This is a genomic window from Mesorhizobium sp. M6A.T.Ce.TU.016.01.1.1, assembly GCF_003997065.1.
GTDB classification, from domain to species: domain Bacteria; phylum Pseudomonadota; class Alphaproteobacteria; order Rhizobiales; family Rhizobiaceae; genus Mesorhizobium; species Mesorhizobium mediterraneum.
The window spans coordinates 486,802-501,113 of sequence record NZ_RZTJ01000003.1; the positions used below are offsets into that span (position 1 = coordinate 486,802).

At 63.2% G+C, this 14,312-nt stretch carries 14 protein-coding genes; 13 read left to right on the top strand and 1 reads right to left on the bottom strand.

What is annotated here, in order from left to right; translation table 11 throughout:
• Positions 1-215 precede the first annotated feature (215 nt).
• From EOC94_RS08445 to EOC94_RS08475, 7 genes are all read left to right on the top strand, one after another.
• Positions 216-1,499, top strand: coding sequence for an FAD-dependent oxidoreductase (locus tag EOC94_RS08445; protein WP_127289725.1), 1,284 nt, complete (start codon positions 216-218; stop codon positions 1,497-1,499).
• Positions 1,500-1,585: 86 nt separating this feature from the next.
• Entirely contained in the window at positions 1,586-2,473 is an 888-nt protein-coding gene (locus EOC94_RS08450; protein ID WP_127289727.1) for an ABC transporter permease, read from the top strand.
• Positions 2,470-3,348, top strand: a complete 879-nt coding sequence (locus EOC94_RS08455; RefSeq protein WP_127289729.1) for an ABC transporter permease — start codon at positions 2,470-2,472, stop codon at positions 3,346-3,348. Before EOC94_RS08450 ends, EOC94_RS08455 begins: the two co-directional genes overlap by 4 nt.
• Positions 3,333-4,403: an ABC transporter substrate-binding protein gene (locus tag EOC94_RS08460; protein ID WP_127289731.1), complete on the top strand. Its 1,071-nt coding sequence runs from the start codon at positions 3,333-3,335 to the stop codon at positions 4,401-4,403. The genes EOC94_RS08455 and EOC94_RS08460 overlap by 16 nt, the downstream gene beginning before the upstream one ends.
• A 190-nt stretch (positions 4,404-4,593) precedes the next feature.
• Entirely contained in the window at positions 4,594-5,202 is a 609-nt protein-coding gene (locus EOC94_RS08465) for a cupin domain-containing protein (RefSeq protein WP_126103320.1), read from the top strand.
• Positions 5,192-6,277, top strand: a complete 1,086-nt coding sequence (locus EOC94_RS08470) for an ABC transporter ATP-binding protein (RefSeq protein WP_126103319.1) — start codon at positions 5,192-5,194, stop codon at positions 6,275-6,277. Before EOC94_RS08465 ends, EOC94_RS08470 begins: the two co-directional genes overlap by 11 nt.
• Before the next feature lie 40 nt (positions 6,278-6,317).
• Positions 6,318-7,745 carry an aldehyde dehydrogenase family protein gene (locus EOC94_RS08475; protein WP_126103318.1) on the top strand — a complete coding sequence of 476 codons (1,428 nt, stop codon included), beginning with the start codon at positions 6,318-6,320 and terminating at the stop codon, positions 7,743-7,745.
• A gap of 66 nt (positions 7,746-7,811) precedes the next feature.
• On the opposite strand, the gene EOC94_RS08480 is transcribed toward EOC94_RS08475, so the two are convergent.
• The gene (locus tag EOC94_RS08480) at positions 7,812-8,504 is read right to left on the bottom strand and encodes an FCD domain-containing protein (RefSeq protein ID WP_126103317.1); all 693 of its coding nucleotides are present in this window, start codon (positions 8,502-8,504) and stop codon (positions 7,812-7,814) included.
• A gap of 178 nt (positions 8,505-8,682) precedes the next feature.
• On the opposite strand from EOC94_RS08480, the gene EOC94_RS08485 reads away from it, so the two are divergent.
• The 6 genes from EOC94_RS08485 to EOC94_RS08510 are packed head-to-tail and all read left to right on the top strand — an operon-like array spanning position 8,683 to position 14,311.
• Complete coding sequence (locus EOC94_RS08485) at positions 8,683-9,678, top strand: ABC transporter substrate-binding protein (protein WP_127289733.1); 996 nt, start codon at positions 8,683-8,685, stop codon at positions 9,676-9,678.
• Positions 9,679-9,690: 12 nt separating this feature from the next.
• On the top strand, positions 9,691-10,518 hold the full coding sequence (locus tag EOC94_RS08490) for an ABC transporter permease (protein WP_127289735.1): 828 nt from the start codon (positions 9,691-9,693) through the stop codon (positions 10,516-10,518).
• A gap of 1 nt (position 10,519) precedes the next feature.
• Positions 10,520-11,323 (top strand): ABC transporter ATP-binding protein, encoded by an 804-nt coding sequence (locus EOC94_RS08495; RefSeq protein ID WP_127289737.1) that lies wholly within the window; start codon positions 10,520-10,522, stop codon positions 11,321-11,323.
• 6 nt (positions 11,324-11,329) lie between these two features.
• Positions 11,330-12,085 carry an ABC transporter permease subunit gene (locus EOC94_RS08500; RefSeq protein ID WP_127289739.1) on the top strand — a complete coding sequence of 252 codons (756 nt, stop codon included), beginning with the start codon at positions 11,330-11,332 and terminating at the stop codon, positions 12,083-12,085.
• A gap of 2 nt (positions 12,086-12,087) precedes the next feature.
• Positions 12,088-12,786 (top strand): fumarylacetoacetate hydrolase family protein, encoded by a 699-nt coding sequence (locus tag EOC94_RS08505; protein ID WP_126107223.1) that lies wholly within the window; start codon positions 12,088-12,090, stop codon positions 12,784-12,786.
• A complete protein-coding gene (locus EOC94_RS08510; RefSeq protein WP_127289741.1) occupies positions 12,779-14,311 on the top strand; it encodes an acyl--CoA ligase in 1,533 nt (510 codons plus the stop codon). The genes EOC94_RS08505 and EOC94_RS08510 overlap by 8 nt, the downstream gene beginning before the upstream one ends.
• The last annotated feature ends 1 nt before the right edge of the window (position 14,312 follow it).

Sequence of the window (14,312 nt, forward strand, 5' to 3'; positions counted from 1 at the left end):
ATCAAAAGCCTGGCCCGCGGCGGCACTTTCAACAAATTCCCGCCAAAGGTCTATCCCGTCCTCAAGGCAAGTTTTGTCAATCTGTCCGGGCAATCTCCGCGCGGCTGGACGGTAATTGACCTTGGCGTGTCCTAATTGCGAAGCGGAAACGAGCTTTCAAAATCATGAAATCGTCACTAGGATTTTCATTTGACGAAATCCATTTCAGGTGACCTTTGCCCGTACCGTTTTACGATCCGATCTGGCAGAAGCCGCCGGCGGCCCCTGCATTCCAGTCGCTTTTTCCCGGCGGGCAACGTGTCGATGTCGTTATCGTCGGTGGCGGGATCCTCGGTCTGTCGACCGCCTTGCATGCAGCCCGGTTCGGGCTTGCCGTGCAGGTGCTGGAAGCCGGTGAGATCGGCCAGGGCGCATCGGGCCTGAATGGCGGCCAGGTGATCCCCGGCCTTAAATATGATCCGGAATGGCTGCTGGAGCATTTTGGCCCCGACCGCGGCGAGATCCTCGTCAATTTTGCCGCCTCGACGGCGGATGCGGTCTTCGAATCGATCCGCGACGAGAAACTGGCGGTGCCGTTCGTTCGCAACGGCTGGATCCAGGCAGCGCACACCGAGACGGCGCTGAAGGCGGCGGCGAACAGGGACCGGCAATGGCAGGCCCGCGGCGCCGATGTCCGGCTTCTGAGCCGGACCGAGATCGCCGCGTTGACTGGCGCGCGGGGCTATCTCGGCGGCTGGCTCGACCGCCGCGCCGGCGTGATCGATCCGCTTGCCTACACGTCGGAGCTGGCACGGATCGCCTCGGCCGCAGGCGTGAAGATCGCCGAGCACCAGAAGGTGGTGGGCCTCGGCAAGAACGCCGGCCTTTGGCGCATTTCGACGGAAGGCGGCGCCGAATTGCAGGCGAAAGCGGTCATTCTGGCGACGAACGCCTATACCGGGGATTTGCTCCCCGGTCTCGCCGAGACGATCGTTCCGTTGCACTCCTTCCAGATCGCGACAGCGCCGCTGCCGCCCGATGTGGCAGCCGGGATTCTGCCGGAGGGGCAAGCGGTGTCGGATTCGCGCCGCATCCTCATTTATTACCGCAAGAGCGCCGACGGCCGGCTGGTGCTTGGCGGGCGCGGCGGGATGGCGCTGCCGACCAGCGAAGGTGACTGGGCGCATCTCGAGCGCGCGCTGCTCCGGCTCTATCCGGCGCTGTCCGGCGTTGCCGTCGAAAAGCGCTGGTTTGGTCGGGTGGCGATGACGCCGGATCATCTCCCGCATATCCACGAGCCCGAGCAGGGCCTGATGGCCGTGGTCGGTTGCCAGGGCCGTGGCGTCGGCCTGATGACCGCGCTTGGCGAGCGCATTGCTGGCTATCTGGCGAGCGGCGATGCCAGGCAATTGCCGTTTCCGGTCTCTCCGATCCGGCCGATCCCGTTGCAGGCCTTTCGGCAGATCGGCGTTGCCGCGACGATCGCCTGGTATCGTATGCTGGATGCATTCGAGCGCTGATTTCATGCCGGCGCAGGAATCAGCTTGACAGTTTCATGATTATGAAAAAATCTTAGGCGATTTCAAAATCCCGATAGGGTAAGACGATGTCGACCATCGTTGCGATACAGCCGCCGCCGGAATCCCGGTTTTCTTCGGGTTTCCGCTTGGCCATGCTGCTGCCGGGCGGACTGGTCACCTTCTTCCTGATCCTGTTTGCCCTCGGCCTCGTGCTCTTCCTCGCCTTTCGCGGCAATGATGGTTCGCTGTTGGGCGCCGGTTTCACCCTTGCGAATTTCATCACGGTGGTGTCCGACCCGCTGTACTGGACGGTGACGCTGCGCTCGCTGACCATCGCCGGTCTGGTGACGCTGGCAACGGTCGTCACCGCCTATCCGGTCGCTTATTATCTTGCCTTCCACGCCGGCCGGCGGCGCGGCCTGCTGTTGTTTCTGGTGACGTTGCCGTTCTGGACCAGCTATCTCCTGCGCGTCTTCGCCTGGAAGATCGTGCTCGCCTACAATGGCGTGCTGAACTCGGCGCTGATCGAAAGCGGAATCTGGTTCGAGCCGACATTGGCGTTTCTCAACACGCCGGCGGCCGTCGTCGTCACGCTGGCTCACGCCTACGCGCCATTCGCCATCCTGCCCATCTATGTGGCGCTGGACACCATCCCCAAATCGCTGCTCGAAGCCGCTTCCGATCTCGGCGCCAGACCGTTCACCAGCTTCCGCCGCGTCGTGCTGCCGAACTCGATGCCGGGGGTGCTGGCGGCGGCCCTCGTCGTCTTCGTGCCGACGGTTGGCGACTATGTGACCCCGGCGCTGGTCGGCGGCCCTGCCAGCACCATGATCGGCACGCTGATCCAGGCCCAGTTCGGCAAGGCCAATGACTGGCCATTCGGCGCAGCGCTCGCCGTCGCCGTCATGCTGGTCATCCTCGCCGTGGTGCTGGTCGTGCGTTTCGCCGACCGCAGGTTTGGCAGCCGGACATGAGCGCGGCGCGCATAGACGCAAAGAAAGGTGGGAGTTGGCTCGGCGCCTACGTGCTTGTCTATCTGGTATTCCTCTATTTGCCGGTATCGCTGATCCCGCTTTTCTCCTTCAATGCTTCGATCCAGGCGGCGTTTCCGCTGCAAGGCTTCACGTTTGAATGGTACGCGACGCTGTTCGGCAATTCGGCGCTGTCCGGCGCTCTTGCCAACAGCCTCGTCATCGGCGCGATTGCCGCCACCGGCGCGACGCTTTGCGGCATCACCGTGTCCTATATGGACCTCTACGGCCGCTCGCCGCTTGCCCTCACGATCAGCGCCATCGCGCGGCTGCCGATCCTGATCCCCGGCGTCATCGTCGGTATCTCGCTGCTGATCCTGGTCAATCTCATCGGCTTCGGTCCGTCGCGCATCGCCATCGTCCTCGGCCACATTTTGGTGGCGCTGCCGACGACGGTGGTGATCATGAAAAGCCGCTTCGCCGCTATCCCAAAGACGATCCGCGAGGCCGCGCTCGATCTCGGCGCTTCCGACTGGACGACATTCAGGCGGGTCATGCTGCCGCTCAGCCTGCCCGCCATTGTGTCGGCGTTCATGTTGGCCTTCCTGACCTCCTTCGACGAGTTCATCGTCGCCTTCTTCCTGGCCGGCACCGAGCCGACGCTGCCGCTTTATATCTGGAGCCAGCTGCGATTCCCGAAGTCGCTGCCGACCGTCATGGCGCTGGGCACGGCAATCCTGGCCCTGTCCTTCGTCATCGCGGCAATGGCCGAAATCCTGCGCCATCGTGGGCTCGCCGCCGCTCAGCGGCCGGTGCCCGCCGACCTGTCCAAACCAGAAGAAACCGAAAGAGGAGAACTGCAATGGCATTCGACCTGAAATCGATAAATCGTAAGACAGTCCAAGCCGGATTGGCCGCCTTCGCGCTGGCGCTTTCGTCGACCGTCGCGTTTGCGGCCGACAAGCTGCAATATTTCACCTGGTCGGGCTACGAACTGCCCGACTTCAACAAGAGCTTCCTCGTCGCACACCCCGATGGCGTAGAAGCCTCGATGTTCGGCGACGACGATGATGCCTTCACCAAGGTCAAGGCCGGTTTCCGCCCTGATGTCGCGCATCCCTGCTACGACAAGGTGGCGCGCTGGAACAAGGAAGGCCTGCTGCAGCCGATCGACACCAAGCGCATCAAGAACTGGGATTCGATTTTTCCGGTCTTCAGGAACCTGCCCGACCTGCAGGCCGGCGACGGCAAGGTCTGGATGGTGCCGTGGGACTGGGGCAACACCTCGATCCTCTACCGCACCGATCTCGTGAAGAACCCGGAACCGAGCTGGAACTTGCTGTGGGACAAGCAATATGCCGGGCGCATGGCGACGATCGACGCCGTCCACGACACGCCCGTGGTGGCGGCCCTTCTCGCCGGCGTCAATCCATTCAACATGACGCCGGAACAGATGGACAAGGTGGCGGAAAAGCTGCGCGAGCAGCGCCCGCTGCTCTCAAACTACACCACCGACATGACCTCGGTCGAACAGGCACTGGCCAGCGGCCAGCTGGTCGCCGCCATGACCTGGAATGCGTCAGCCACCTCGCTCAAGAAGCAGGGCGTTCCGGTCGAGTTCATGAAGCCGAAGGAAGGAATGCTGACCTGGTCGTGCGGCTTCGTCATGCTCAAGGATGCCAAGAACGTCGATCTCGCCTATGACTTCATCAACAGCCGGCTGGAGACGGATTCGGGAAAATACTTGATCCAGGCTTATGGCTACGGCAGTTCGACCAGCTCGGCCTTCGCTGCGGTGCCGAAGGAAGAACTGGAGAAACTGCAGCTGCCGTCCGATCCGGAAGTGATGCTGAAGACCACCGTCTTCACCGGGCCGATGAAACAGAATGACGAACTCGCCAAGATGTTTGAGAAGGTCAAGGCAGGCGGCTGAGTCTGGCCTTCCCTTCTCCCCTTGTGGGAGAAGGTGGATTGGCGCGCAGCGCCAAGACGGTTGGGGGGTGCTGGCCGGAGCGCCGTTGGTGCCAAGCTGGAACACCCCTCATCCGACCGAGCTTCGCTCGGCCACCTTCTCCCACAGGGGGAGAAGGGAAAGCCGCCGTGCCGTAAACGAGGACGAACAGATGGACATACGAAACGAAACGGCTGAAAAGCCGAAGGACGACGCCGATGTGCGGGTCGGCCGGCGCGTGCGGGCGCTCAGGCTGGGACGCAACCTTTCGCTGGCCGAGCTTGCCGCCAAGGCCGGCGTTTCGATCGGTGCGCTCAGCCAGATCGAGCGCGGCCTGTCCTCGCTTCGCGTCAAGGTGATCTGGCCGCTTGCCGCCGCGCTCGACATCGAGCCGTCGGCGCTGATCGCCGACGGCAACGATGCCGGCAACGACCTCTATTGCGTGCGCGCCAACAGCCGTCGGCAAATCCCGGTGAAATCGGAAGGCATTGCCAAGGCGCTGCTGTCGCCGCCGGCCGCCACGCTCACCGGCATGCTGGTGACGGTGGAAGCCGGCGGCGGCACCGCCGAGGCCTATGCGCACGCCGGCCACGAATTCGGGTTCGTCATGGCGGGCGAGGTCGAGCTGGTGGTCGATTCCACCACCTATGGGCTGAAGGTCGGCGACAGCTTCGCCTTCAAGAGCACCTTGCTGCATGCCTTCCGCAATCCGGGCGTCGAGCGCTGCCAGATTCTCTGGGTCAACACGACCAAGCCGTCCGAGGTTCGCGATGGCGCCTGATCCTCTCGTCCGGCTGGATGCGGTGTCGAAGATGTTCCCCGGCGGCATCGTCGGTCTCGACACCATCGATCTCGACATTGCCCGCGGCGAGTTCCTGACGTTGCTCGGACCCTCCGGCTGCGGCAAGACCACCAGCCTGCGGGTGATCGCTGGTTTCGAAAGCCCGTCGAGCGGGCGGGTGCTGCTCGAAGGCCGTGACATCACGGCACTCAGGCCGTTTGACCGGCCGGTCAACACCGTGTTCCAGGACTATGCGCTGTTTCCGCACATGGACGTCGCCGAAAATGTCGGCTTCGGCCTGTCGCTGCGCAAGCTTTCCGGGGCAGAACAGGCAAAGCGCGTCGGCGAAGCGCTCGACATGGTTGGCCTTGCCGAAAAGCTCGGCGCCCGCGTGTCCGAATTGTCGGGCGGCCAGCGCCAGCGCGTCGCGCTTGCCCGTGCCATCGTCTGCGAACCGCGTGTGCTGTTGCTCGACGAGCCGCTATCGGCGCTCGACGCGCATCTGCGCGAACAGATGCAGGTCGAGCTGAAGCGGCTGCAGTCGCGGCTTGGCACCACTTTCGTCATGGTCACCCACGACCAGACCGAGGCGCTGTCGATCTCCGACCGCATCGTCGTCATGAACAAGGGCCGTATCGAGCAGATCGCACCGCCGGCAGCGCTCTACGACCGGCCCGCCACCAAATTCGTCGCCAGTTTCATCGGCACGATGAACCTGCTGCAGTCGCGCTTTGTCGGCCATGACGGCGATCGGTTGCATTTCAACGCCGGCGCCTTGCCGCTGGAAGCCACGTCGGAAACCGGCGAAGCACCGGGTGAAGGCGCGGTGCGAACCATCGGCGTGCGTCCGGAGGATCTTTTGGCAGCAACCGAAGCGGCGACCGGCACCGCGCCGGCGCGGGTGAGCAGCATCGTCTTTCACGGCCGCACCTTGCGCCTGCACGCCGAATTGGGGCAGGGGATACCGGTGGTTATCGACGCGCCACGCCGGGCGGAAGGTTTTCAATTCAGCGTCGGCGACGTGGCGCATATCAGCCTGCGCCGTGGCGCTAACTGCCCTATGCTACCCAGCTAATCTGTTCCCTATCTTTTCCAGAAAACCGGAGCATTACCCGATGAGCAATCATCTGAACTTCTTTATCGACGGAAAATGGGTCGCGCCCGTGGTGCCGGCAACGCTGGATGTGATCGACCCGTCTACTGAAGAGGCCTACACGAAAATCTCCGTCGGCTCGAAGGCCGATGTGGATCGCGCCGTGGCAGCGGCCAAGGCGGCCTTTCCGGCCTTTTCCCAAACCAGCAAGGCCGAGCGTCTGAAGCTGCTGAAGCGCATCCTCGAGGTCTACAACGAGCGCTACGAGGATATCGCGCAAGCTGTCTCCCAGGAGATGGGCGCGCCGATCACCTGGGCGCGCGAGGCGCAGGCCTGGGCAGGCAGGGCGCATATGGAATCCACCATCAAAGCGCTGGAGGATTACGAATTCAGCGAGAAGCGCGGCGGCACCATGGTGGTCAAGGAGCCGATCGGCGTCTGCGCGCTGATCACGCCATGGAACTGGCCGCTCAACCAGATCGTCTGCAAGGTGGCGCCGGCGATCGCCGCCGGCTGCACGGTCGTGCTGAAGCCTTCCGAGATCGCGCCGATCAGCGGCGTCATCTTTTCGGAAGTGATGGAGGCGGCAGGCACGCCGAAGGGGGTCTACAACATGGTCAACGGCACCGGTCCCGACGTCGGGCAGGTCATGGCCGGCCATCCCGATGTCGACATGGTTTCCTTCACTGGCTCGACCCGGGCCGGCATCATCGTCGCCAAGACGGCGGCCGAGACCGTCAAGCGCGTGGCGCAGGAGCTCGGCGGCAAATCGGCCAACATCGTGCTTCCCGACGCCGACTTCGAGGCGGCCGTGCGCCAGGGCGTCAACGCCTGTTTCGGCAATAGCGGCCAGTCGTGCGACGCGCCGACGCGCATGCTGGTGCCGGCGGCCCGCCACGACGAGGCGCTGACGATCGCCAAGAAAGCGGCCGAAGCGCACAAGGTCGGTGATCCGCGCTCGGAAGAGACCAAGCTCGGTCCGGTGGTCAGTAACATCCAGTTCGACAAGATCCAGCGGCTGATCGAGGCCGGCATCGCCGAGGGTGCTACGCTGGTCACCGGCGGTCCCGGCCGGCCGGAGCACCTCAACCGCGGCTACTATGTCAGGCCGACCGTCTTCGGTCACGTCACGCCGGGCATGACCATCGAGAAGGAGGAGATTTTTGGGCCGGTGCTTTCGGTCATCTCCTATGATGACGACGACGACGCGGTGAAGATCGCCAACGACACTGTTTATGGCCTCGCCGCCTATGTGCAATCCGGGGATATCGATCACGCGCGAAAAGTCGCCGGCCGCCTGCGCGCCGGACAGGTCTCGATCAACTATCCGGAGTGGGATACGTTCGCGCCCTTCGGCGGCTACAAGCAATCCGGCAACGGCCGCGAATATGCCGACTGGGCGATCCATGATTTCCTCGAGATCAAGGGCATCATCGGCTACGGCGCCTAGCGCATGACCCGAACAGCGCCGCGCGTTTAAGAAGGACGCGCGGCGCTGTAGCGTGGCCAATCCAAGCTATTCGGCGGCTTCGCGGACAGGGATCAGGCGCCGCTCGACCTGTTGGAGATGCAGGCGCATCGCCGCGGCCGCGCCGCCAAGGTCGCGTTCGGCGATCGCCTCGACGATCCGTTCATGGTCGGCAAAGCTGTGATGGTCCGCCGGAGGACGGGCGCCATCTGAACGAAGACGTCCCCAGACCACGGTTCGGCGCACCGCGTTCAGGACGTCGAACAGGCCGAGCAGCACATTGTTGCGGCTCGCCTGCGCAATCTGGCGGTGGAGCAGATTGTCGATGTTCTCATATTGCCGCCATGTGACGGCTTCCCGCGTCTGCACCAGCGATTGCCGCATCGATGCGATATCCGAAAGCGTGGCGTGCAGCGCCGCTTCGCGCGCAATCTCGGGCTCAATGATGAGACGCGCGCGCATCACGTCGGCCGGATTCGTGCGCCCGGCGATTTCCGAAATCCCAATCGTCTCCTCGACCGGTCCACTGCCGACGAAGGTGCCCCTGCCGACGTGACGCCAGATGCGGCCGTCTTTCTCGAGCACCGCCAGCGCCTTGCGCAGATCGCCGCGCGATACGCCGAGGCTCTCCGACAGTTCCCGCTCGGCAGGCAGCCGAGTCTCGCCGGCATGGTCCATCTGGGCAAGATAGGCCTGAAGCTGAACCAGGGCGGCGTGGCCGCCATTTCCGGGATCGTCCATCAATTTAACCAATTCGCATAAGATTTCCCTTTGTTGGTGTTAAAACGATTAGCGCAAACCGTCAACTGCCGAGTTTTCTGGGCGAACGTGTCCGACACGCCGCAGTTTCTCCTTGACCAATCCGGTCTGTGGCCTTAACCAATTAAGGTAATGGTTACAAGAAACGGGAGGAATGACAATGGCCAGCATGACCAGACGTACCATCCTTGCCACCGCTTTTGTCGCGGCCCTGGCATGGGCACTGCCCCTGTCGGCCGCTAACGCGGGCGACATGCGCATCGCATTCGGCGACCTTCCCGGTATAGAATCCATCCAGACACTCGCCGCGATAGAGCGCGCCAAGGAACGCGGCGTGAATGTCGAGCTCATCATTCTCAATGACGAGGATCTGGCTGCCCAGGCCATTGTCGGCGGCCAGGCCGATGTCGGCATCGGCGCGCCCTATACTCTGATCCAGAAGGTGGGCGTGCCGATTCGCATCTTTGCGCAGATATCGACGCTGCGCTTCTTTCCCGTCGTCAACAGCGAATTCTACAAGGAATGGAAGGATCTCGACGGGCAGGAAGTCGCCGTTCAGGCGCGCGGCTCTGGTACCGAGGCCGTCATGCTCCTGATGGCGAAAAATCACGGCATCAAGCTCGGCAACATCAGCTATGTCCCGGGCTCCGAGGTTCGCCGCAATGCGCTGCTCCAGGGAACCATCAAGGCGTCGATCGTCGACGCCGCCAACAGGCGCGCGCTCGAGGCCGAAGCCCCCGGAAAGTTCATCGTCTTGCCGGTCGAGGATCTCGGCGCCTCGGACGAAGCGCTTTTCGCGACCGCAGACTATCTGAAGAACAACGCCGCCGACGTCGATATCCTGGTCGAGGAACTGATGAAGACCGCGCGCGAAATCACTGCGAACCCGGCGGTGGCGGTCGAGCTCCGCAACAAGTACAAATTGCTGCCGGATCTCGGCGCGGAAGCGGATGGCGAAATCACCGAATACTACAAGGAAACCGCGGAAGCCGGCAGCCTTGCGCTGAATGGCGGCGGAGCGGATGCGGCCGCAGACGACTTTGCCTTCTTCAGCCTTGCCGGCCAGATCGAAGGCGATCCCGCGAGCCTCAAGGTCGAGAACTTCTGGGATGTCTCGGCACTCGACCGTGCTGTCGCCAAGCTCGGCAAGAAATAGGCGGCCTGCCGGATGGCCGTAAGCATCAGAACCGACGGCGAGGCTGCCGGCCTCGCTCCTCGTTCCAATCGCAGTGCAACGGGCGCATCATGGGACCAGCCGATCCTGCTCAGGCTCGTGTCGATCGCTTTGTTCGCGGGAATCTGGGAGGTGGCCGGCCGCATTCCCGTCAGCTTCGCCTTCCCAACTTTTTCCGACACGATCGTCGCGTTTTTCGGATTGCTCGCCGATGGCAGCCTGGCAACTGCCTACCTCTCGACGCTGCAGCCGCTGGTGCTCGGCGTTGTCTTGTCGGCGTTCCTGGGTGTCGGTCTCGGCACGATCTGTGGTCTATGGCGCACCGGCGAATGGCTGCTAATCCCCGTGTTCATCGTGCTTCAGGCTGCACCCGTCGCCGCCTTCATTCCAATGGTCACCTTCGTCTACGGGATCGGCATGACCGCCAAGACGCTCGCCGTCATGATCCTGGCGCTGCCGGTCATCGTGCTCAACACCTACAAGGCCGTGCGCAACGTCAACGAGTCGTTGCTGGCCATGTGCCGATCGTTCATGGGCACACGCTGGCAGACCGTCGCCAAGATCATTCTTCCGGACGCCAGCCCGGTGATCTTTGCCGGCTTGCGCCTCGGCGTCGCTGCCGGGTTCGTCGGCGTGGTGCTCGCCGAGCTGCTGATCACCCCGACCGGCATCGGCGACCTCATCACCTTCCACCGCTCGCGCGCAGATTACGCCGAGATGTACGCAACAATTGCCTCGATCATCGCGCTTTCCACCCTGACGCTCGTCTTTCTGCAGTGGGTGGAAGTCCGTGTTTTCAGGCCCGAGAGTAGAGGTGCTTAAAATGGGCGCGACCGCATTGCGAAATGGACCGTCGCCGGTTCCCGCACCGATCGATTCAATCGTGGAAGTGAGAGGAATCTCCAAGACCTACGGCAATGTCGAGGCGTTGCGCGGCATCGATCTCGACTTTCCCAGGGGCAAGCTGACCAGCCTTCTCGGACCCAGCGGTTGCGGAAAGACGACGCTGTTGAAGATCATAGCCGGGCTGATACGGGCTGATGGCGGCACCGTCGCGATCAACGGCAAGCGCGTCAGCGCCCCAGGCCCCGAACGCGCTTTCGTGTTCCAGGACTTTGCGCTGATGCCTTGGGCGACCGTGACACGCAACGTGGCCTTCGGGCTGGAATTGCGCGGCACGAACAAGGCCGAGCGCGAGGACATCGCCCGCCGCTATATCGCCGAGGTGGGGCTCGCCGGCTTCGAGGACAAATATCCGCACGAGCTGTCGGGCGGCATGCGCCAGCGCGTCGGCCTGGCGCGGGCCTTGTCGGTCGATGCCGACGTCCTGCTCCTCGATGAACCGTTTTCGGCGGTCGACGAGCAGAACCGGCGGAAGTTCCAGGAAGACCTGATCCGGCTGCGCACCAACCAGAACAAGACCTTCATCTTCGTCACGCACTCGATCGAGGAGGCGGTCTACATCTCCGACCGCATCGTGTTGCTGTCGCCGAGACCCGGCCGGGTCTCGCAGATCATAGAACCGGAAATCGATCGCTCCGGCGACCCGGAGCGCATTCATCGCGACAGGCACTATCTCGATACCGTCGACGAGATCTGGCAGGGGCTGAAGCAGTATGTGGAGTGACCGGCCATGACCTTGTTTGGCTACCGTGTACCAATGATGGCATCTCTGCTCGTCTGGTGCGTCGTATGGGAAGTCGTCGGCCGGCTGGACCTTATCTTTCTGCTGCCGCCGTTTAGCGACGTGCTGGCTGCAGCGTTCAATCTCGTACAGACCTCGTCCTGGCAGAGCGCGACGGTCACGACCCTTCGCGCCTTCGCCATGGGCATGGCCCTGTCGATCGTCATCGGCGTGCCTCTGGGCGTCCTGATGGGACGCATCAAGATTGCCGACGATTTGCTCGGCATGTGGGTCAACATCTTTTCAAGCGCACCGCTCTCGGCCATCGTCCCGGTGCTGATGATCCTGTTCGGCTTCGGCGAGAAGACGATCGTTGCAGCGGTGTTCCTGTTTGCGATCTGGATCATCGTTCTCGACACACGCGCCGGGGTCCGCCACATATCGCCGTCACTGATCGAGATGGCGCGTTCGTATGGCGCCTCGCGCCCGGCGCTCTATTCCAAGATCATCCTGTGGGCGGCACTCCCGGAGATCCTCGCCGGCATCCGCCTCGGCCTCATCCGCGGCGTCAAGGGCGTCGTCATCGGCCAGTTGCTCGTCGCCATCGTCGGCTACGGCGCGCTGTTCGAGACCTTCTCGCGAAATTTCCGCATGGCCGAATTCTGGGCCTTGACCATCATCCTTTTTGCCTTCGCCCTGCTGATCGCCGAACTGATCGAAAGGGCCGAAGCCAAAGTCGAATACTATGCAGGAGCAAGACAGTGAACATGCACGGCACGACCTCAAGCTACGTCATCGAACCGACCGCAATCCCAAGCATTCCGGTGGCGGGAACCGACAAGATGTTTCCGGTGCACCGCGTCTATTGCGTCGGGCGGAACTATGCCGCGCATGCCGTCGAGATGGGACACGACCCCAACAAGGAGCCACCGTTCTTCTTCCAGAAGAACCCCGACAACCTCAATGTTAGCGGAGAATTTCCATATCCTCCGGCCTCCAACGATGTCCATCACGAGATCGAAATGGTCGTGGCGCTCAAAAGCGGCGGCACGGACATCGCGGTCGAAAAGGCTCTGGACTGCGTATTCGGTTATGGCGTAGGTCTCGACATGACGCGGCGCGACCTGCAAGGTAAGGCGAAGGACATGGGCCGTCCATGGGAGGTCGGCAAGGCCTTCGAGGCGTCGGCGCCATGCACGCCGTTGGTTCCGGCAAGCTCGATCGGTCATCCAACCCAGGGAGCGATTTGGCTGGACGTCAATGGCGAGCGCAAACAGACCGGAGACCTCAACCAGATGATTTGGAAAGTTCCGGAAATGATCAGCTATCTCTCAGGTCTTTTCACGTTGATGCCGGGGGACATCATTCTTTCCGGCACGCCGGCGGGCGTCGGCGCGGTTGTTCGCGGTGATGTTCTTCGCGGTCATATCGATGGCGTCGGCGACCTAGAGGTTCGCGTTGTCTGAAGCGTCGATCATTGAACCGCTTGCCGCCGGAGCGGATGAAGCGCCGGCGATTTCGGCACCCGACAGGATCACGCTGACCCATGGCGGGCTGCGCCGCCTGATCTCCGAAACAGCAGCGCAGCTCCATGCACTGGGCCTCGGCCGTGGCGACCGGATAGCCATCGTGCTGCCGAACGGGCCGGAGATGGCCACTGCCTTTGTCGCCGTGGCGGCCGCCACCTCGACGGCGCCGCTCAACCCGGCCTACCGGGCCGACGAACTCGATTTTTATCTCTCCGACATCGGCGCCAACGCAATCCTGGTCGCCGAGGACGAAAGCGGCCCAGCGGTCGCGGTTGCCGAGCGTCTCGGCATAGCGGTGCTGAGGCTGGTCACGCGGGGTGACGCGGCAGCCGGCAGTTTTAAGATCGAGGGCAAACCGGTTGGTCCGTCTGTTTTGTCCGGCCTGGCGGAGGATGGCGACATCGCGTTGTTGCTGCACACCTCCGGCACCACGTCACGACCCAAGCTGGTGCCGCTCAGCCATGCCAATCTCGCCGCCTCAGCCGCCCATATCGGCGCGACGCTCGGCCTGACATCAGGTGATCGCTGCCTCAACATCATGCCGCTGTTCCACATCCATGGGCTGATCGCGGCGGTGCTGTCCTCGCTTGCCGTCGGCGGCAGCGTGTTCTGCACGCCGGGCTTCAATGCTCTGCGCTTCTTCCATTGGCTAAGCGAGGCGCGGCCGAGCTGGTACACGGCCGTGCCGACCATGCATCAGGCGATCCTGCCGCGTGCGGCGCGCAATGCCGAGGCGCTGGCGACAGCGCCTCTCCGCTTCATCCGCTCGTCCTCGGCATCGCTGCCGCCGCAGGTGATGGCCGAGCTGGAAGCAACCTTCGGCTGCCCGGTGATTGAATCCTACGGCATGACGGAGGCTGCGCACCAGATGGCCTCGAACCGGCTGCCGCCGGGCCTGCGCAAGCCGGGCAGCGTCGGCGCCGCCGCCGGACCGGAGGTGGCGGTGATGGCGCTGGACGGGCAATTGCTGAAGCCGGGTGAAACCGGCGAGATCGTCATTCGCGGGGCTAATGTCACCGCGGGCTACGAGAAAAATCCGGACGCCAATGCCACGGCCTTCGCGCATGGCTGGTTTCATACCGGCGACCAGGGCGTGCTCGACGACGACGGCTATCTGCGCGTCACCGGCCGGCTCAAGGAGATCATCAACCGCGGCGGCGAGAAGATCTCGCCGCTCGAGGTCGACGACGTGCTGATGGACCATCCGGCGGTGGCACAGGTCGTCACCTTCGCCACGCCACACGCTAAGCTCGGCGAGGAGGTCGCGGCTGCGATCGTGCTGCGCGAGGGCATGGCCGCGACCGAAGGCGATATTCGCAGCTTTGCCGCGATGCGGCTTGCCGACTTCAAGGTGCCGCGCATTGTCCTGATCCTGGACGAAATCCCGAAGGGCGCGACGGGCAAGCTGCAGCGCATCGGTCTCGCGACCAAGCTCGGTCTTGCCAAACCCGGTCTGGGATAAT

Excerpts from the sequence above, each read along its gene's own strand:
- EOC94_RS08450 (WP_127289727.1), top strand. The coding sequence starts at position 1,586 with ATGTCGACCATCGTTGCGATACAGCCGCCGCCGGAATCCCGGTTTTCT.
- EOC94_RS08455 (WP_127289729.1), top strand. The coding sequence starts at position 2,470 with ATGAGCGCGGCGCGCATAGACGCAAAGAAAGGTGGGAGTTGGCTCGGC.
- EOC94_RS08460 (WP_127289731.1), top strand. The coding sequence starts at position 3,333 with ATGGCATTCGACCTGAAATCGATAAATCGTAAGACAGTCCAAGCCGGA.
- EOC94_RS08465 (WP_126103320.1), top strand. The coding sequence starts at position 4,594 with ATGGACATACGAAACGAAACGGCTGAAAAGCCGAAGGACGACGCCGAT.
- EOC94_RS08470 (WP_126103319.1), top strand. The coding sequence starts at position 5,192 with ATGGCGCCTGATCCTCTCGTCCGGCTGGATGCGGTGTCGAAGATGTTC.
- EOC94_RS08475 (WP_126103318.1), top strand. The coding sequence starts at position 6,318 with ATGAGCAATCATCTGAACTTCTTTATCGACGGAAAATGGGTCGCGCCC.
- EOC94_RS08480 (WP_126103317.1), bottom strand. The coding sequence starts at position 8,504 with ATGGACGATCCCGGAAATGGCGGCCACGCCGCCCTGGTTCAGCTTCAG.
- EOC94_RS08485 (WP_127289733.1), top strand. The coding sequence starts at position 8,683 with ATGGCCAGCATGACCAGACGTACCATCCTTGCCACCGCTTTTGTCGCG.
- EOC94_RS08490 (WP_127289735.1), top strand. The coding sequence starts at position 9,691 with ATGGCCGTAAGCATCAGAACCGACGGCGAGGCTGCCGGCCTCGCTCCT.
- EOC94_RS08495 (WP_127289737.1), top strand. The coding sequence starts at position 10,520 with ATGGGCGCGACCGCATTGCGAAATGGACCGTCGCCGGTTCCCGCACCG.
- EOC94_RS08500 (WP_127289739.1), top strand. The coding sequence starts at position 11,330 with ATGACCTTGTTTGGCTACCGTGTACCAATGATGGCATCTCTGCTCGTC.
- EOC94_RS08505 (WP_126107223.1), top strand. The coding sequence starts at position 12,088 with ATGCACGGCACGACCTCAAGCTACGTCATCGAACCGACCGCAATCCCA.